General features: G+C 49.4%; 18 protein-coding genes. 17 read left to right on the top strand and 1 reads right to left on the bottom strand.

The window, feature by feature from the left end; genetic code table 11:
* The first annotated feature begins 55 nt into the window (after positions 1 to 55).
* The 15 genes from KNO87_RS01395 to KNO87_RS01325 all read left to right on the top strand — a co-directional run bounded on the left by KNO87_RS01395 (position 56) and on the right by KNO87_RS01325 (position 15,338).
* Complete coding sequence (locus tag KNO87_RS01395) at positions 56 to 838, top strand: YveK family protein (protein WP_214786517.1); 783 nt, start codon at positions 56 to 58, stop codon at positions 836 to 838.
* Positions 801 to 1,502, top strand: coding sequence for a CpsD/CapB family tyrosine-protein kinase (locus tag KNO87_RS01390; protein WP_214784392.1), 702 nt, complete (start codon positions 801 to 803; stop codon positions 1,500 to 1,502). The genes KNO87_RS01395 and KNO87_RS01390 overlap by 38 nt, the downstream gene beginning before the upstream one ends.
* A 23-nt stretch (positions 1,503 to 1,525) precedes the next feature.
* Positions 1,526 to 2,797 carry a glycosyltransferase gene (locus tag KNO87_RS01385; protein WP_214793325.1) on the top strand — a complete coding sequence of 424 codons (1,272 nt, stop codon included), beginning with the start codon at positions 1,526 to 1,528 and terminating at the stop codon, positions 2,795 to 2,797.
* Entirely contained in the window at positions 2,740 to 3,657 is a 918-nt protein-coding gene (locus tag KNO87_RS01380) for a glycosyltransferase family 2 protein (protein WP_214793326.1), read from the top strand. The genes KNO87_RS01385 and KNO87_RS01380 overlap by 58 nt, the downstream gene beginning before the upstream one ends.
* 17 nt (positions 3,658 to 3,674) lie before the next feature.
* On the top strand, positions 3,675 to 4,739 hold the full coding sequence (locus KNO87_RS01375; protein ID WP_214786523.1) for an EpsG family protein: 1,065 nt from the start codon (positions 3,675 to 3,677) through the stop codon (positions 4,737 to 4,739).
* A 15-nt stretch (positions 4,740 to 4,754) separates the two neighbouring features.
* On the top strand, positions 4,755 to 6,287 hold the full coding sequence (locus tag KNO87_RS01370) for an oligosaccharide flippase family protein (RefSeq protein WP_214793327.1): 1,533 nt from the start codon (positions 4,755 to 4,757) through the stop codon (positions 6,285 to 6,287).
* A 183-nt stretch (positions 6,288 to 6,470) separates the two neighbouring features.
* Entirely contained in the window at positions 6,471 to 7,496 is a 1,026-nt protein-coding gene (locus KNO87_RS01365; RefSeq protein WP_214786527.1) for a polysaccharide biosynthesis protein, read from the top strand.
* On the top strand, positions 7,493 to 8,665 hold the full coding sequence (locus KNO87_RS01360; protein ID WP_214793328.1) for a polysaccharide biosynthesis C-terminal domain-containing protein: 1,173 nt from the start codon (positions 7,493 to 7,495) through the stop codon (positions 8,663 to 8,665). The genes KNO87_RS01365 and KNO87_RS01360 overlap by 4 nt, the downstream gene beginning before the upstream one ends.
* Positions 8,592 to 9,743 (top strand): non-hydrolyzing UDP-N-acetylglucosamine 2-epimerase, encoded by a 1,152-nt coding sequence (gene wecB, locus KNO87_RS01355; protein WP_214793329.1) that lies wholly within the window; start codon positions 8,592 to 8,594, stop codon positions 9,741 to 9,743. Before KNO87_RS01360 ends, wecB begins: the two co-directional genes overlap by 74 nt.
* Positions 9,744 to 9,746: 3 nt before the next feature.
* On the top strand, positions 9,747 to 10,877 hold the full coding sequence (locus tag KNO87_RS01350) for a glycosyltransferase family 4 protein (RefSeq protein ID WP_214793330.1): 1,131 nt from the start codon (positions 9,747 to 9,749) through the stop codon (positions 10,875 to 10,877).
* A gap of 12 nt (positions 10,878 to 10,889) precedes the next feature.
* The gene (locus KNO87_RS01345) at positions 10,890 to 11,606 is read left to right on the top strand and encodes a WbqC family protein (RefSeq protein ID WP_214793331.1); all 717 of its coding nucleotides are present in this window, start codon (positions 10,890 to 10,892) and stop codon (positions 11,604 to 11,606) included.
* A 10-nt stretch (positions 11,607 to 11,616) separates the two neighbouring features.
* A complete protein-coding gene (locus KNO87_RS01340; RefSeq protein WP_214793332.1) occupies positions 11,617 to 12,774 on the top strand; it encodes a DegT/DnrJ/EryC1/StrS family aminotransferase in 1,158 nt (385 codons plus the stop codon).
* Positions 12,771 to 13,742, top strand: a complete 972-nt coding sequence (rfbA, locus tag KNO87_RS01335) for a glucose-1-phosphate thymidylyltransferase RfbA (RefSeq protein ID WP_214793334.1) — start codon at positions 12,771 to 12,773, stop codon at positions 13,740 to 13,742. Before KNO87_RS01340 ends, rfbA begins: the two co-directional genes overlap by 4 nt.
* Positions 13,648 to 14,703 carry a dTDP-glucose 4,6-dehydratase gene (gene rfbB, locus KNO87_RS01330; RefSeq protein ID WP_214793336.1) on the top strand — a complete coding sequence of 352 codons (1,056 nt, stop codon included), beginning with the start codon at positions 13,648 to 13,650 and terminating at the stop codon, positions 14,701 to 14,703. The genes rfbA and rfbB overlap by 95 nt, the downstream gene beginning before the upstream one ends.
* A complete protein-coding gene (locus tag KNO87_RS01325; RefSeq protein WP_483298047.1) occupies positions 14,700 to 15,338 on the top strand; it encodes a sugar transferase in 639 nt (212 codons plus the stop codon). The genes rfbB and KNO87_RS01325 overlap by 4 nt, the downstream gene beginning before the upstream one ends.
* A 240-nt stretch (positions 15,339 to 15,578) precedes the next feature.
* Here KNO87_RS01325 and KNO87_RS01320 read toward each other — a convergent pair whose 3' ends face one another.
* Entirely contained in the window at positions 15,579 to 15,839 is a 261-nt protein-coding gene (locus KNO87_RS01320) for a hypothetical protein (protein WP_214793340.1), read from the bottom strand.
* A gap of 104 nt (positions 15,840 to 15,943) precedes the next feature.
* On the opposite strand from KNO87_RS01320, the gene KNO87_RS01315 reads away from it, so the two are divergent.
* Both KNO87_RS01315 and KNO87_RS01310 read left to right on the top strand, forming a co-directional pair.
* The gene (locus KNO87_RS01315) at positions 15,944 to 17,185 is read left to right on the top strand and encodes a UDP-glucose dehydrogenase family protein (protein WP_214793341.1); all 1,242 of its coding nucleotides are present in this window, start codon (positions 15,944 to 15,946) and stop codon (positions 17,183 to 17,185) included.
* Between the two features lie 97 nt (positions 17,186 to 17,282).
* The gene (locus KNO87_RS01310; protein ID WP_214793343.1) at positions 17,283 to 18,011 is read left to right on the top strand and encodes a DUF3784 domain-containing protein; all 729 of its coding nucleotides are present in this window, start codon (positions 17,283 to 17,285) and stop codon (positions 18,009 to 18,011) included.
* The last annotated feature ends 9 nt before the right edge of the window (positions 18,012 to 18,020 follow it).

Below are 18,020 nucleotides of genomic sequence, written 5' to 3'. Positions count from 1 at the left end.
ACAAAGATTCTAGGCACTAGGAAATGCAGCTGAATAGTTGAAGGAGGGTTCACCCGTGAATAGTCAGACGATGCTCCTATCGGATTTACTCGCTGTTTTCAAGAAGAGTAAACTGTTGATTCTTTTGACGGTCATGATCGCTGGAGGAGCGGCCTATTATGTAAGCCAATATGTGGTCGAGCCAACATATGAAGCATCGACCCAGGTGTTGATCGTACCGAAGCAAGAAGCCGGCTCAAACGTTGTCGACAGTACCCAAGTCTCTTCTTCCCTCTCATTGATTAATACGTATCGTGTCATCATGCGTAGCCCTGCGATCTTAAACGAGGTACAGGAGCAAGTCGCGAACGCCCCAGATGATATTAGCGAAGTGTTGTTGGTCGAGAGTGAGGAAGAATCGCAAGTCATCAACATCGTCGTCGAGTACAGCGACCCAGTCGTCGCGGCGAATATCGCAAACGTCATCACGGAAGTTTTCGCTACTGAAATCCCGGATCTCATGAATATTGATAATGTTCGCGTTTTGTCGGTTGCTGACGTGCCGAGTGATCCTGTCGCACCGAGTACGGTCATGTATACAGCAATCGGCTTAATCGTTGGTTTTGTCATCGGAAGTGTGCTCGCACTCATCCGTTACACGTTCGACAAACGGATTCGCGATGAAAAAGAAGCAGAGAAGCTACTGGCGCTACCGGTCATCGGAAACATTCCTGTGATTGAAAAGCGAGACATGGCCGCGAAGCGGTCGAAACCGGAACCTGTAAAAGATGTCAATCCAGTGGCGAAAGGAGACGAGCCAAATGTTCCACCTACCAAAGACACAAGACAAAGTTCGTGAGGCGAAACGGAGCTTGATTACTCTCGTGAATCCGCAGTCTCCCATCGCTGAACAATACCGGACGATTCGGACGAACTTACAATTCACTTCACTTGGGGCCGACTTACAAACGATTGTCGTCACGTCCGCATCACCAGGAGAAGGGAAATCGACGACGGCTTCCAATCTGGCCATTGTCTATGCGCAACTTGGAAAGCGTGTCTTACTCGTCGATTGCGATATGCGAAAACCGACAGCCCATTTCACCTTCCAACTTCCAGGGCAACTCGGACTTTCGACAGTGCTCGCCAAACGGACGACGCTCGAGCGATCCATCCAAGCTACCCAAGTGCCTAAACTGTATATGCTCCCGGCCGGACCGATTCCACCGAACCCTTCGGAATTGCTTGCTTCTCCAATGATGAAACGGGTACTTGAAGAAATCAAGCAATCGTATGACATGATCATCCTAGATGCGCCACCAATCATGCAGGTCGCGGACAGCCGGATTGTTGCCAGTGAGGCGGACGGGACGATTCTTGTCATCGGCTGTGATAATTCGAATCGGGACTACGTGCTCAAGGCGAAAGAACAGCTTGAACTGTCGGGTGCGAACATCCTCGGCCTTGTGATGAATAAGCGAGATAAAGGAAAAGAACGTCACTATCACTACAAATACGATTGAGCCAGGAAAGGAGGCGAAGGGCGATGCGCATCTTACACATTAACGCAATCAATGAGGAAAAGAGCACAGGGCGAATTTGTAAAGAGCTCTCGACCGTCGCCAACCAAGCTGGTCATGAGAGTATCGTTGCCTATGCAACGGGACCTGACAGTGAATCCGGCATTCGAATCGGCTCGTCGTTCGATCAAAAGCGTCATGCTTTCTTGTCGAGACTTACCGGTAAGCAAGGGTACGCCTCGAAAGGAGCGACGGAAGAACTAATCAGACGACTGGAAGCAAATCCACCAGACGTTGTCCATCTTCATAATCTTCATTCCAACTATATTCATTTGGAGACACTGTTGACGTGGTTAGCTGAAACCGACACACCGACCGTCCTGACGTTACATGACTGTTGGTTCTATACCGGTAAATGTACGCATTATACGAGTTCGGGTTGTGACCGCTGGCAATATGGGTGCGGAAACTGTCCACGCCTCGCCCTTGATAATCCAAGTTGGGGGCTCGATCGGACCGCACAGATGTGGCAAGACAAGAAAACGTGGTTCCAAGCGATTCCGCGCCTTGCCGTCATCGGGGTATCGGATTGGATCACGACGGAAGCCCGATTTTCATTTCTTGGACAAGCTTCAATCATCCGTCGAATCTACAACTGGATCGACACCGACACCTTTCGTCCACGAGATACAGCGTTGGTACGGCGAAGACTCGGATTGACGAACCGATTCGTCCTTCTCGGGGTAGCCAGCTCATGGGATGATTCGAAAGGATTGTCTAAATGGATTGATTTGGCTGAACGGCTGCCCGACGCAACCATTCTGTTAGTAGGGGCGATGCCAGATATCGCATTGCCGAAATCAATCATCCACATCCCGTCGACGAATCGTCCGGAAGAACTCGCGGAATACTATGCGCTCGCCGATGTCTTTTTAAACTTATCTGAAGAAGAGTCGTTCGGGAAAGTGACGGCAGAAGCGATGGCGTGTGGCACGCCAGCAATCGTCTTAGATGGAACGGCGAATCCTGAGCTTGTCCCGGATTCGTGCGGATCTGTCGTATCTGGAAGTCACCCCGCGCTGCTCGTTGATGCGATTGAGCGAATCAAACAAGATGGAAAAGCGTCTTATGCGGAAGCGTGTGTCTCGCACGCCCATCAGGCGTTTCGGATGGAACGACGCGTCGCAGACTACTTGAACGTCTATCAGGAATTGATGAATCAGAAAGGAAGGGATTCACTATGGCACAGCCACTCGTCTCCATCGTCATCCCCGTCTACAATGGAGCGGACTATTTGAACGAGACAATCGAGAGTGCGCTCGCTCAAACGTACGAACCGATTGAAGTGATTGTTGTGAACGATGGGTCGACGGATGGTGGTGCGACGGCAGCTATCGCCAAACAGTTCGGTGATCGCATCCGCTATTTTGAGAAAGAGAACGGTGGCGTGTCGACCGCCTTGAATCTTGGGATTGAGAAGATGCGTGGGGAATGGTTCTCATGGCTCAGTCATGACGATCTATATACTCCTGAAAAAATCGCGCATCAAATGAAACTTCTCGACCGCATAGACAATAAGCAGAAGACGATTCTATCTTGTGGGACGGACTTGATTGATGAGGTCGGGCGCCCGATTCAACGACTTCGGAAGCGTACGAAAGGCTTTTACACGAGTGACCAGATGTTTGACTACTTAATGCTAGAAGCTTGTCTGAGTGGATGTGCGCTACTCGTTCCAAAGCAGGCATTTGAGGAAGCAGGAATGTTTCCGACGAACTATCGCTATATCCAAGATTGGGTGCTTTGGGTCGATATGGCGCTTGCGGGATACGAGTTTCTCGTCACAACGAATCCTTATGTCAAATCGCGTGTTCATCCGAAACAGCAGACGAAACGGATTTCGGATGTGGCCCCGATCGAGTCACGACGGTTCTTCGAACAGCTACTGCAGCGACTCGAGTCACCCTCAAAACAAAAGACAGTCTTTCGAGCCATCTATCGATCTGCCGCACCAGATGTACGTGACGAGTTGATGACACGTTACGATGGGCATCAGGTATTGTCTAGTCGTGAACAGAAGTGGCTGCAAGGTAGATCTTATGTATATCATCGTGCGCTGTCCGTTTATCGCGGTGTCATGGACTTACGTTATCGCTAACGAAAAGGAGGGGCGACATGCTCATCTATTTGATCAACCTCATTCTCCTCATCGCATGGGCAGCGTTGCTCCTTCGCGATGACGGCATTCGAAACGGGAAACTGTTGTTTGTGATCATTGCGACCGTCCAATGGATTGTCCTATCCGGATTTCGACATCTAAGTGTCGGGGCAGATACGATGCAGTACAAATGGATGTATGACCAATCGAGGGTCATGTCGTGGGAGCAAATCGGAAACAACTTCATGAGCGGTTTATTCGAGAGCGGTGACGAGCGAGATCCGGGCTATTTCGTTCTTCAAAAAGCGACCCAACTTATAACCGAAAACTACCAATGGTACTTGCTCATTGTCGCGATACTATTCCTCGTGCCGTTCGGGATTTGGATTTATCGCAACTCGACGGAACCGTTACTTAGCTTCATCATCTTTTCGACGTTATTCTATGCGTTCTTTGCGATTACAGGGATCCGTCAGACGATTGCGACGGCCATCGCCGTCATGATTGGCTATGGGTTCGTGAAGGCGCGCCGGTTTTGGCCATTCCTACTCATCGTTCTTCTCGCAGCGACCATTCATAAATCCGCACTCGTCTTCTTACCGTTTTATTTCTTGGCAAACAAGCAATTGACGAGCCGTTATCTCCTCTTCATGGGAGCACTCATCCCGTTCTTGTTCGTCTTTAGAGGGCAACTGTTTGAACTATTCCGTCTCATCAGTGGGTATGACCAGTACGATTACTATGCAGGGGCAGGGACGCTCAACTTTTCGTTACTTCTCCTCTTGATCACCATCGTCGCCGTCTGGCGAAAGGACGAAATGATAGCGAACAATCCGAACGCTGTCCATTACATCAACGCGCTGTTGCTCGCGCTTTGCTTCTTACCGCTCACATTCATCAATCCATCGATGATGCGCGTCGTCCAATATTTCTCCGTCTTTATCATGCTTCTCATTCCAGAAATCTTGCGATCGTTTGACCGAAGGGAGCGACTTCTCGTCTATTACGTGGCCATCACAGCGCTACTCTTCTTATTTGTTCGTAATGAACCAATCTATTTATTCTTCTGGCAACAAAAATAAAGGAGGGAAGTCAAGATGGCGACGAAAGTGGAATTCGATGAACAACGCAGCTCCCGTCAAATCAAAATCGGTGCCCTCATGTCGTATACCGCCATCGGCTTCAATATTTTAGCGGGGTTGATTTATACACCGTGGATGATCGCCGAGATCGGACAAGCCAGTTACGGACTCTACATGTTGTCCATCTCTCTCGTCAGCATGTTCGCCCTCGATTTTGGACTCGAGGCAGCCGTATCGCGCTTCTTGTCCAATTATCACGCCCTCGGTGATGAAGAGGGGGCATCTCGCTTTTTAGGTGTCGCCTTCAAACTGTTCACAGGCATCGCCATCTTAATTGGCCTCGTGCTCATTGGCGTATACGTCATGATCGAGACGATTTATGCAAGCTTGTCCGCTAGTGAAATCGATACACTGAAGACGCTCTATATCATGGTCGGCTTTTATATCGTCGTCCTCTTCCCGACAAAACCGTTCAACGGCATCCTGATTGCGAATGAACGATTTGTTGTCTTGAACTGGTTCAACTTATCTGAAAAAGTACTCACCGTCGTCTTGATGGTTGGGGCGCTCCTTCTCGGATACGGGTTATATGCGCTCGTGTTCGTCAACGCGCTCGTCGGGCTCTCCATCATCGTCGGGAAGGGACTTTACTTGATGCGACGAACGGACACCGCCGTCGAGTTTCTCTATTCGAGTCGCACCATGTACCGGGATATCTTTTCCTTTTCTTCTTGGACGACGTTGATCGCACTCGCTCAGCGATTCATCCTCAATATCACACCGACCATTCTAGGTGCGGTCGCGGGGAGTGCCTCAATCGCGCTCTTCTCCATCGGGATGGTCATCGAAGGATACGTATGGACGATCTCATCTGCCATCGGCTCGCTCTTCCTTCCGAAAGTCACACGGATGACGACGAGTAATCGGCACGGCGACTTAGAGAACTTGCTCATCCGGGTCGGGCGGATTCAACTGTATATCGTCGGGTTGATCATCGTCGGCTTCATGACGATGGGACAAGAGTTCATTCGATTGTGGGTCGGTGAGTCGTTCCACACCTCTTACTGGGTGGCGCTCTTCTTGATTGCCCCGGGCTTTATCACGTTGACGCAAGAGATTGCCTATACGACGCTCATTGCGACGAATCAAATCAAATATCGAGCATTCGCCTCTTTGATTGTTGCACTCGTCAGCGTCATCTTATCTTCCATTTTATCGCCGCATTACGGGGCCATCGGGGCAGCCGTCGCCATTTTGATTGGGAATATATTTGGCACGATCTTGTTCATGAACTGGGTCTATCTTCGGATTCTACATCTGAATATGTGGCGCTTCTTTAAAGAGTGTCATATGAAGATTATGCCTACGCTCATCATGTTAGGCGTGGCGGGATGGATGATTCAGCAAACGTTCCCCGTCAATTCACTCTTTCTCTTCTTACTCAAAGCTGCGTTGCTTGGGGGCGCATATCTTCTCGTATTGTGGCTCTTCACATTTCGAGAAGATGAAAAACAACTCATCACCGGGTTTTTACGACGTTCTTCTTAAGCATCCTAACCGAGGATGCTTTTTCTAATTATGGAAACGCGCCATCAAGCCATCTTTCAAAAAAATGATACACATATCTTTCAGATTCTTGTATGAGAAGGGTATCACGTTAATATCCACTCATTGCAATAGTTTTCCAATCACCGATAGAAGCCATTTACATCATGAAGGAGAGGATCTGCAATGTTTCAAGATAAGACGTTACTCATCACAGGAGGGACCGGGTCGTTCGGTCACGCGGTCATGCAACGCTTCCTCAAAACGGACATTAAAGAGATTCGTATCTTCTCGCGCGATGAGAAGAAACAAGATGATATGCGTAAGCTCTATATGGACGATAAACTCAAGTTTTATATCGGGGACGTCCGTGATGTGAACAGTGTTCGTAACGCCATGTACGGAGTCGACTACGTCTTTCACGCAGCGGCATTGAAACAAGTCCCGTCTTGTGAATTCTTCCCGCTCGAAGCAGTTAAGACGAACGTACTCGGTACAGATAACGTCTTGACGGCAGCGGTCGAGCAACAGGTGAAAAAAGTGATTTGTCTCTCAACAGACAAAGCAGCTTACCCAATCAATGCGATGGGCATCTCGAAGGCGATGATGGAAAAAGTGTTCGTCGCGAAAGCAAAAGCGGTTCGTCCGGATCAAACGCTCATTTGTGGGACACGTTACGGAAACGTTATGGCGTCACGCGGTTCGGTCATCCCGCTCTTCGTCGAACAGATCAAACGAGGTGAACCGTTGACGGTAACGGACCCATTCATGACACGGTTCTTGATGAGTTTAGAAGACGCGGTCGAACTCGTCGTCTTCGCCTTCAAAAACGCACATGCCGGAGACATCATGGTCCAGAAAGCACCAGCTTCCACGATCGGGACGTTGGCACAAGCGCTCATCGAACTATTCGGTGTCGACAATCCGATCAAAGTCATCGGGACACGTCACGGGGAGAAACAGTACGAGACACTCTTGACGCGAGAAGAGAATGTAGTCGCAGAAGATATGGGTGGCTTTTACCGGGTGCCTGCCGATACACGAGACTTGAACTATGAAAAATACTTCAGCGAAGGCAGTCAAAAATTGACCGTCGAAGGCGAGTACAATTCGGCGAACACTGAGCAACTCAACGTCGAACAAGTGAAGCAGCTCCTTATGAAACTTCCTTATATCCAACAAGAGTTGAAGAGCTGGGTGAAAGTCTCATGAAGATTTTACTCACAGGGGCGAACGGGTTTGTCGGAAAGAATTTGAGGGTGACGCTCGAAGCGGCAGGGCATGAAGTGTTTGCCCAAACGCGTGAGACAGACGAGGAGACGTTCGAGACCTACTGTCGCGACGCATCGTTCATCTATCATCTGGCTGGCGTGAATCGACCGAAAGAGGAGCGGGAGTTTTTCGAGGGAAATGTCGGATTGACGAGACACCTTCTTGATGTGCTGACACAAGTCGGAAATCCAGCCGCAATCGTGTATGCCTCTTCCGTTCAAGCCGAACTCGACAACCCGTACGGACAAAGCAAGCGTCAAGCCGAGCAATTGTTACTTGAAGAAGTGACCCGGACTGGGCGTCAGGTGATGATCTATCGACTTCCGAACTTATTCGGGAAATGGAGCCGCCCAGATTACAACAGCGTCGTCGCCACATTTTGTGACCGAGTCGTCAAAGAGGAGCCGATTGAAATCCATGATCCGAATCGAACCGTCACCCTCGCTTATATCGACGACGTCATAGAGGCTTTCGTGCATGTGCTGGAACATCCGGTCGTTGGCTATCAGATGGTTGCGACACATGAACCGGTTACGTTGGAACGTCTGGCTAATCTCCTTCTTTCGTTTCGCGATAGTCGGAAGAGTCTAGCCGTCCCTGCGCTCGATGACCGCTTCACGAAGCAACTATACAGCACGTATCTTAGCTACTTACCCGTCGATGCATTCGGATATGACCTATTGAAACATGAGGATGCGCGAGGATCGTTCACCGAATTCCTTCGGACACCCGACCGAGGGCAAGTGTCAGTCAATGTGGCCAAGCCAGGAATCACGAAAGGGAACCACTGGCACCATACGAAGAACGAAAAGTTTTTGGTGGTCAGCGGGGAGGCGAACATCCACTTTCGAAAAGTCGGAGAGGATATCGTCCACTCGTATTATGTGACGGGTGAAATGATGCGTGTGATTGACATCCCTGTCGGTTATACACACAGTATCGAAAACGTTGGGACGGTAGATTTGGTGACGGTCATGTGGGTCAATGAAGCGTTCGATCCAAATCGTCCGGATACTTATTTCATGGAGGTGCAAGATGAAACAGCTCAAAGTGATGACCATCGTCGGGACGAGACCCGAGATCATTCGTCTGTCGGCCGTCCTTCATAAACTTGAACAATCTGAAGCCATCGAGCACATCCTTGTGCACACCGGACAAAACTATGACTACGAATTAAATGAAGTCTTCTTTGAAGACTTTGGGCTACGAAAACCAGACCACTTTTTAAATGCTGCGACCGGTAGCCCGATGGAGACGATCGGTAACATCTTGATCCACATCGACCCGATTTTAGAGCAGGAACGTCCCGACGCGGTCCTCATCCTAGGGGATACGAACTCTTGCTTGACGGCCATCGCGGCCAAGCGACGGAAGATTCCGATTTTCCATATGGAAGCGGGCAATCGTTGCTTCGACCAGCGCGTGCCGGAAGAGACGAACCGCAAAATCGTGGACCATACGTCAGATATCAACTTGACGTATAGCGATATTGCCCGGGAATATCTGCTTCGTGAAGGGTTACCACCAGAACGGGTGATCAAGACGGGGAGTCCGATGTATGAAGTGCTCGCTTCAAAACGTGAGGCCATCGAACAGTCGGACGTACTCGACCGACTGGGCTTAATACGGGAGGGATACTTCCTCGTCTCGGCTCATCGGGAAGAGAATATCAATTCAGACAAACATTTCATCACGCTCGTGGACAGTTTGAATACGGTAGCTGACATGTACGACCTTCCTGTTATCGTAAGCACGCACCCACGCACGATGAAGCGGATCCAAGAGTTGAACATCACGTTTCATCCACATGTCCGTTTACTCAAGCCACTCGGTTTTATCGATTACAATCACCTGCAACTTCACGCGAAGGCGGTTCTCAGTGACAGCGGGACGATCAGCGAAGAGTCTTCGATTCTTGGGTTGCGAGGTCTGAATATTCGCGAGAGTCATGAACGTCCAGAAGCGATGGAGGAAGGGGCTGTCCTCATGGTCGGTCTCGAGAAAGAACGGATTCTTCAAGGGATTTCTGTCGTCTTGTCACAACCACGCCCACGACTCGTCAGTGACTATAGTATGCCGAACGTCTCGGACAAGGTCGTGCGAATCCTCTTGTCCTACACGGACTACGTTCGACGTGAAGTATGGAAAGGTAGCGTCGACCCGAGACAGGTCGTCAAGGAGGGATAAACGATGAAACAGAAGCTCGTCTTTATTAGTAATATCGCGTCTCCGTATCAAGTGAAACTCTGTTATGCCCTAGAAGAATATTTCGATGCAGAGTTTTGGTTTTATGAACACTTGGATGCGAACCGACCGGACTGGTGGAAAATCCCGCTCGGAGACAAGTGTAAGATTTTAAAGTATTCGAAACGGTTCCCGAAACTGAGCTATCTCTCACTCGGGTTGATTCCTGAACTCATTCGTTTCAAACCTGACATCATCTTGCTCGGAGGATTCATGCCGATGCACGCACTGATCACGAAAGTGGCGAAACGGTTAGGCATCAAAACGGTCGTCATGAGCGAGCCGCTTCGTCCACTTCAAAACGATGATGACCCGTCAGATCGATTGATGAACCGAATCGATAACCCTCGAAAAACGCAACTGTTACATTGGATGTTCAAAGATGCGGATCTATACTTCGGCATGGGGACGGTCGCCGTCGATCAATTCAAACGGGAGTTACAGTTCGACCCCAATAAGGTCGTACATGCCACGTACGCACAAGATATCGATGCGTATTTCGATCATGGACTCCGTCATAAAAAACAAGGGGACACGTTCAAGTTGTTGTTCGCGAATCGACTGGTCGAGCGCTATCAACCGCTCCTCGTCCTCGAGGCGTATCGTCGTTTATCGAAACGTTATCACTTGGAGCTTTATTTGAACCACTCGGGTCAACAACTCGAAGCGTGTAAAGCCTTCATCGCAGAACACCATCTCGAGAACGTCCATTTCTTAGATGAGATTCGGGCGTGGGACGAGATGCCAATCGTATATGAACAAGCGGATATCTTGATCCTCCCGGCGACGTACTCGAACGGGAATGGAACAATCATCGAGGCACGTGCTTCCGGGATGGGTGTCGTCATCAGCAATCAGATTAACAACGTATCGCATCATTCGGTTGACGGAGAGAACTGTTACATGTGTGATGTCACGGTGGAGTCCATCGAAGCGGGAATCGAGCAATATTTGGCACATCCAGAGCGCTTGATCGAGCACGGGAAGCTCTCTCGGGAGCTCGTGAAATTCCATCGAAATGATGTGACAGCAAAAGGGTATTATGACACGTTGCGAGAGAAGCAAATCATTTCGTGAAGGAGTGTTCATATGAAAGTCGCCATCATGCAGCCGTACTTTTTCCCTTACCTCGGCTACTTCCAACTGATGCACGCCGTCGATACATTTGTCATCTTCGACGATGTTCAATTTATCAAAAAAGGGTGGATTCATCGGAATCAGATTGTAATGGACGGTGAACCTCATCCGTTCACTTTATCGATTCAGAAGATGAGTCAAAACAAGTTGATTTGTGAGCATGAACGGGCGCTCGCGGAAGAAACCGTTTTGAGGCAAATCAAACAGTTGCACCATGCGTATCATCGGGCACCTTATTTTGAAGAGGCCATGCCGATTCTCGAACGCGCGCTTTCGAATCCCGAACAAAACGTCGCGACTTATCTCGCTCAAGGTCTACAAGAAGTCGCTCGTTATCTCCACATCGACACGACGTTTCTCTATACGTCAGATCTTAATGGAGACCCGACGTTGAGAGGACAGGAACGGATCCTTGACTATTGCAGGCAACTCGGCGCGACCCATTACATCAATGCGATCAACGGGAGAGCACTTTATGACGAGGAGTCGTTCCAGCAATCGGGCATGGCGTTATCCTTTTTACAATCGGAACTACCGACGTATCGGCAGGAGACGGATACATTTCTTCCATACATGTCCATCATCGACTGCATGATGAACTGTTCAGCCGAACAGATTCACGACATGCTTCATCGTTACGAGCTTGTCGCCAATCACCAACCGACTTAGGAGGGAGCATATGTTGCACATCGTTGATCTTCAGTCGAGCACACCACCGCTACCATCACACGAGCCCATCATCCCCGTCATTCAATCGGCCCTCCCTCCATTCGAAGAGTATGTGGAGGAAATCCGATCGTTGTGGGAGTCAAAATGGCTGACGAACAATGGGACCAAGCACCAACAACTTGAACAAGCGCTGAAAGAATATCTAAAAGTCGAACAGATGGCCCTCTTCACAAACGGTCACCTCGCATTAGAGGCCGCGATTGAGGCGCTCGGATTGACGGGAGAAGTCATTACGACACCGTTTACGTTCGCCTCGACGACACACGCATTGATTCGAAAAGGATTGACACCGGTCTTTGGGGATATTCGGGCAGACAACTATACGCTCGATGCTTCAAAAATCGAACGATTGATCACATCGAAAACATCCGCCATTCTACCCGTGCACGTATACGGAAATGTATGTGATGTCGAAGCGATTGAGGCAATCGCCAAAAAACATCACTTGAAGGTGATTTATGATGCAGCCCACACGTTCGGTGTGACGGTGAATGGACGCGGAATCGGAACGTTCGGAGATGTGTCGATGTTCAGTTTCCATGCGACGAAAGTCTTCCATACGATTGAGGGCGGGGCACTTACATTCAATGACCCAGCGCTAAAACCACGTTTCGAACGACTAAAAAACTTTGGGATCACCGGTCCTGAAACCGTCAAAGAACCAGGTGGAAACGCGAAGATGAATGAGTTTCAGGCGGCGATGGGTCTATGTAATCTGCGCCACATCGATGAAGTGATGGCAAAACGGAAGCGGGTCAGAGAACAATATGATGCCTCGCTGAAAGGAATACCAGGTGTTCGTGTACTCGAGTATCAGCCAGGTGTCCATCCGAACCATTCCTACTATCCAATCGTTTTCACGGATGCAGTCAATCGTCGAGACGAGATGGAGACGGTGCTCGCTGCAAAAGGGGTGTTGACGAGAAAGTATTTTTATCCGCTCGTCACGGACTATGACTGGATGGAAAATCGATTCGCGAGCCGCCGGACACCGGTCGCTCAACACATTGCGGACCGCGTCCTGACGTTGCCACTCTATCCGGATTTGACACCGACCGACGTCGCACGTATTTGTGACATCTTGAGAGAAAGGATGATGACACGATGAAAGGAATCATATTAGCAGGCGGAAACGGTACCCGCCTCTATCCGATGACGAAAGCCGTATCCAAACAACTGTTGCCGATTTACGACAAGCCGCTCATCTACTATCCGATGTCGGTCTTGATGCTCGCTGGCATCCGAGAAGTGCTCGTCATCTCTACGCCTCAAGACATCGGAGGATATGAACGTCTCTTCGGTGACGGTCATCAACTCGGGATTGAAGTGACGTACAAGGTTCAAACGAAACCGGTCGGCTTAGCTGACGCCTTCATATTAGGGGAGGATTTCATCGGTGATGATTCGGTCTGTCTCATCTTAGGTGACAACGTCTTCTATGGACCAGATTTGACACGATTTTTAAGAGACGCGCAGGCGAAGACGAAAGGCGCGACGGTGTTCGGCTATCCGGTGAAAGATCCGCGGGCGTTCGGTGTTGTCGAGTTCGATGAAAATCACCGAGTCGTCTCCATCGAAGAAAAACCGGCCGTTCCAAAATCGAACTATGCGGTGCCGGGCCTATACTTCTATGACAATCAAGTCGTCGAATTTGCGAAGCAAGTCAAACCGTCACCACGAGGAGAACTTGAAATCACATCCATTAACAACATGTATCTCGAGCGCGGCGAGCTGAACGTCGTCTTGTTCGGTCGGGGAATGGCATGGCTCGACACAGGGACTCCAGAAGGGATGATCAAAGCGTCCATCTTTGTTCAGACGGTGCAAGAACGACAAGGCTACTATATCGCGTGTCTTGAAGAAATTGCGTGGCGACGTGGTTTTATCACACGTGAACAGCTCCGGGACATCGGCTTGACGCTCAAGATGACCGACTACGGTCAATATTTAATCTCACTCGTAGAGGAAGGGGAACAGACAAATGCATACGATCCTAGTGACTGGCGGAGCCGGGTTCATCGGTTCAAATTTCATAAAACACTATCGGGCAAAACATCCGACGTCCCGCATTCTTAACGTCGACGCGTTGACGTATGCAGGCAACCTCAAAAACATTCAGGAGTTTGAGACCGACCCGCTCTACGTGTTTCGAAAAGTAGATATTCGGGATCGTCCCGCCATCGACGAACTGTTCACATTGTTCCAAGTGGATGAGGTCGTCCACTTTGCGGCAGAATCGCATGTTGACCGCAGTATCCTCGAGCCTGGGCTGTTCTTATCGACAAACGTACTCGGGACGCAAGTGCTGTTAGATGTGGCGATGCGTCATTGGAAACTGAACCCGGACGACAAATATAGCCGAGAGTACCGAGGGGGTGTCTGTTTCGTTCACGTCTCGACAGATGAAGTGTATGGTTCACTCGGCGAGACCGGTTATTTTACGGAAAATTCACCGATTGCACCGAATAGTCCGTATTCAGCGTCAAAAGCCAGCTCGGATTTACTGGTCCGTTCGTATCATGAAACGTATGGGCTTCCCGTCAAAACGACGCGTTGCAGCAACAACTATGGACCGTATCAATTCCCAGAAAAACTGATTCCGCTCATGGTGCATCATTGCATGACCGGAAAACTGCTTCCCGTATATGGAGATGGCGGACACATTCGAGATTGGCTACACGTTCAAGATCATTGTGAAGCTATCGACCTCGTTCGGGAAAAAGGGCGCTTCGGCGAGGTGTATAACATCGGTGGGAATAATGAGTTGACGAATCTCGAACTCGTCCGCACGATTTTGCAAGAGTTTCAACTATCAGACGATCAGATTCAGTTCGTGACCGACCGACCAGGACATGACCGTCGCTATGCGATCGATGCTTCTAAAATGCGCGAAGAACTCGGCTGGGCACCTCGTTATCATTTTGAGCAAGGAATCGAAGCGACGATTGAATGGTATCGCACGCATCCAGAATGGGTGGAGGACGTCGTATCGGGAACATATCGCGACTACTACGAAAAAATGTACGCTTCTCTATAGAAAGGGGAAGGTTCAATATGTATGAACGGTATTTTAAACGAACTCAAGATATCACGTTAGCATCGCTTGCACTACTCGTATTGAGCCCGATCTTATTCGTTGTCGGTCTGATGATTCGAATCAAGCTCGGAGGTCCAATCTTCTTTCTGCAGGAACGCCCGGGCAAGGATGGTGTGGTGTTCCATTTAATCAAATTTCGAACGATGACAGATGAGCGAGATGAAAGCGGGGAACTGCTCCCCGATGACAAACGTTTGACACCCTTCGGACAAAAGCTACGTTCCCTCAGTATCGATGAGTTGCCGAGTTTGATCAATATTATAAAAGGTGACCTATCGATTGTTGGTCCTCGACCGCTTCTTGTCGAGTACTTACCTAGATATAGTGTGGAACAGAAACGTCGTCATGATGTAAGACCAGGGTTGACGGGACTCGCTCAAGTAAATGGTCGCAATCGCTTGTCATGGGAAGAACGATTTGAACTAGACGTTCGTTACGTCGAGCATGTGACGTTTTGGGGCGACTGGTGGATCATCATCCGAACTGCCTATAAAGTGTTAAAAAGAGAAGGGATTTCCTCCGACACGTCGGCGACGATGGAAGCGTTTATGGGGAGTGAAACCTTGCAGCGTTGAAAGCACCTTTTCATAGCAGGTGCTTTTTTTGTGAGGATATGTATAGTTCGAAAGTAGACGAATCGAGTAGTGATCGGTGTCATTTTATCTCTTCCATAAACGTTATAGAACAAAGTATTAAGCGCTTCAGCAAATTGATATCTCCTTATTGTCTGCTTAAGAATTTTCGAATCCCTTTTCTTAAAGAAGGGAAAATTGAGTTTGTGTAGAATAATACAAAGAAAAAGTGCCCGACCGAGGTCAAACACTTTTCTTCATCTGCTGTTTTCGGTCGCGTTGTACCTTCCAAATCACTGACGCAACGACAATCAGGATTGGAGCGAATATCCATGGCCGAGCTTCTAAGATGGAAACAAGCTCAAAGATGGAGAGCCAACCGCTCACCATCATCAATACAAGTAAAAAGGTTTTCAGTCCCCCCCGGACTGGTAACCAAAAATAAATCAATAGCGTTACCAAAAAGAAAGCGATTAAGCCCATGTGGTTTGTCCTTTCACCCATCATTTTGACTCATTATAGCAAAGAACATCGAGAGAGTGTTAGAAGCTTCACTTCTTGAGCGTGTTTGGGTACGCTTAGGAAAGATGATTGAAGGAGGAACTGATGTGAAATTTGGAATTATAGGCTTAGGATATGTCGGATTGGCGACATTATGCGGATTGGCCAAAGCGGGTCATGAGGTCATCGGGGTCGAGACGCACCAAGGGAAGTTAGGTCTCCTGAAGAGTGGTCACCCTCCATTCCACGAACCGGGCATGGCGGACGTGCTACAAGAGCACGCCGATCAAATCACGTTAACCGACGAAATCGCAAATACGGAGAACGTCGACTATTTAATTCTCGCAGTCGGCACGCCGAGCAAGCCTGATGGAAGTTGTGACCTCTTTTATATCGAGACAGCTCTTTCCGAATTGAAGACGAAGCACAAGGTCATCATTCGTAGCTCGGTCCCACCTGGCACGACGGATTTGTTGAAAATCATGTATCCGTCTCATACGTTTGCGATCGTACCTGAGTTTTTACAAGAAGGGCGCGCTCTCGCGGATGTGATGAAACCACATCGTGTCGTCATTGGATGTGAGGACCTTGAGGTTTGTGAAGAGTTGGCAGGGATTTATGGCCGCCTCGGTGTTCCGCTCATCTGTACGACGCCGATCAATGCCGAGCTCATCAAATACGCCTCGAACGCCTTTTTGGCGACAAAGATCAGCTTCATGAACGACTTATCTCGTCTAGCCGATGAGGCAGGTGCGGACATCATGACGATTGCCGACGGGATGGGTCTTGACCCACGCATCGGACGTTCGTTCCTCAATGCTGGAATCGGATATGGGGGCTCTTGTTTCCCGAAAGATATGGATGCGCTTCTTCATGTCGCAAAAGAAAACGACGTCAATCTTCGCGTCATCAAGGCGGCAGCGAAAGTGAATGAAACACAAGCAGAGTACGTATTGTCGAAACTTCATCTAGAGCCTAAGATGCGTGTCGCCATTCTGGGCTTAGCATTCAAACCAGGAACGGATGATATGCGAGATGCACCGTCGATTCTACTCGCACATCACATGGTCGCCCGAGATGTCGAGGTCATCGGCTATGACCCGATCGCCACATGGGAATACCCACAAGTAGCGTCTGTAGAAGAAGCTCTGAAGGGTGCGGATTATGCGATTCTCGTCACGGAATGGGAGGAGCTCGTCAACTTGGCACCCGAAGCTTTCTCAGGTATGCGCCAACGTCGATTACTCGATGCGCGGAATGCTTGGAAGTTCGCGCGTGACCCAGGTGACGTTTCATACGAAGGCATTGGCCGGATGCAACGTCCGTCCAACACGCCTACATCCAATTGATTTTTCAGAGGACCGTTTCGATGAGCGGTCCTCTTTTTGTGTGGGGTGAATCTTTTGCGAGACTTGTGACGTAAATGAAAGTGAGGAGGTGAGGCACATGTGGATTCTTGTATTGGCTGCCGTTATCGTCATCGCGCTCGGCTTCGCGGTAGATCGGCTCGGATGGCACGATTTGATTTCAGGATACAATACGATGTCGAGAGAGAAGAAAGACCGGGTGAATATTAAAAAAGTGGCGCGTCTTGTTGCCTGGATGTGTTACGGGATTGGTGCGATTTTTCTCATCATTGCGCTCATCGAAGGATTTGAATTGGATATCCCGCTTGCCCCGTTTTTCTTGGTCATCATCGTCTTCACCGTTGTGATGCTTTGGCGTATGCAACGCTATGACGGAAATATCTATGACGAATCCGGAGCTTTAAGACCGGGTGGGAAAAAACGTCTTATCCCGATCGTCATCGTCTCCGTCGTCTTGCTCGTCGGCGTGCCAGCGCTCCTGTTTTGGTTCAGTCAACCGACCGACGTGACTGTGACAAACTCGACGATTGTCATTGAAGGGAGCTACGGACGTGAGATCCCGTTCGATGAACTCGAGGATGTGACGTGGACGACGTTACCCGATATCGCGCGGCGGACGAATGGGGCGGATTCAGGCTCACGTCTGACGGGGCATTTTCGGACGGAGACAGGGGAGGATGTCCTTCTCTTTATCGACCGTGATGTCGAACCGGTCATTCGCCTCGATTGGTCGGAAGAACCGATTTATCTGAATCAGTCCTCGGCGGAAGCGACGAGGGAGTTATATGAGGACATTCGTTCTCGCTGAAGAAAGGGA

Source organism: Exiguobacterium sp. s34, from assembly GCF_018617435.1.
Lineage (GTDB): Bacteria > Bacillota > Bacilli > Exiguobacteriales > Exiguobacteriaceae > Exiguobacterium > Exiguobacterium aestuarii.
Note: the sequence above shows the minus strand (reverse complement) of the source record. Positions and strands in the feature narration are given on the sequence as shown.

What these genes read in the sequence shown, in the direction of transcription:
- wecB (WP_214793329.1), top strand. Translation starts at nt 8,592, where the DNA reads ATGAAACAGCTCAAAGTGATGACCATCGTCGGGACGAGACCCGAGATC.
- KNO87_RS01385 (WP_214793325.1), top strand. Translation starts at nt 1,526, where the DNA reads ATGCGCATCTTACACATTAACGCAATCAATGAGGAAAAGAGCACAGGG.
- KNO87_RS01365 (WP_214786527.1), top strand. Translation starts at nt 6,471, where the DNA reads ATGTTTCAAGATAAGACGTTACTCATCACAGGAGGGACCGGGTCGTTC.
- KNO87_RS01320 (WP_214793340.1), bottom strand. Translation starts at nt 15,839, where the DNA reads ATGGGTGAAAGGACAAACCACATGGGCTTAATCGCTTTCTTTTTGGTA.
- KNO87_RS01380 (WP_214793326.1), top strand. Translation starts at nt 2,740, where the DNA reads ATGGCACAGCCACTCGTCTCCATCGTCATCCCCGTCTACAATGGAGCG.
- KNO87_RS01360 (WP_214793328.1), top strand. Translation starts at nt 7,493, where the DNA reads ATGAAGATTTTACTCACAGGGGCGAACGGGTTTGTCGGAAAGAATTTG.
- KNO87_RS01310 (WP_214793343.1), top strand. Translation starts at nt 17,283, where the DNA reads ATGTGGATTCTTGTATTGGCTGCCGTTATCGTCATCGCGCTCGGCTTC.
- KNO87_RS01340 (WP_214793332.1), top strand. Translation starts at nt 11,617, where the DNA reads ATGTTGCACATCGTTGATCTTCAGTCGAGCACACCACCGCTACCATCA.
- KNO87_RS01345 (WP_214793331.1), top strand. Translation starts at nt 10,890, where the DNA reads ATGAAAGTCGCCATCATGCAGCCGTACTTTTTCCCTTACCTCGGCTAC.
- rfbA (WP_214793334.1), top strand. Translation starts at nt 12,771, where the DNA reads ATGAAAGGAATCATATTAGCAGGCGGAAACGGTACCCGCCTCTATCCG.
- KNO87_RS01370 (WP_214793327.1), top strand. Translation starts at nt 4,755, where the DNA reads ATGGCGACGAAAGTGGAATTCGATGAACAACGCAGCTCCCGTCAAATC.
- rfbB (WP_214793336.1), top strand. Translation starts at nt 13,648, where the DNA reads ATGCATACGATCCTAGTGACTGGCGGAGCCGGGTTCATCGGTTCAAAT.
- KNO87_RS01390 (WP_214784392.1), top strand. Translation starts at nt 801, where the DNA reads ATGTTCCACCTACCAAAGACACAAGACAAAGTTCGTGAGGCGAAACGG.
- KNO87_RS01350 (WP_214793330.1), top strand. Translation starts at nt 9,747, where the DNA reads ATGAAACAGAAGCTCGTCTTTATTAGTAATATCGCGTCTCCGTATCAA.
- KNO87_RS01375 (WP_214786523.1), top strand. Translation starts at nt 3,675, where the DNA reads ATGCTCATCTATTTGATCAACCTCATTCTCCTCATCGCATGGGCAGCG.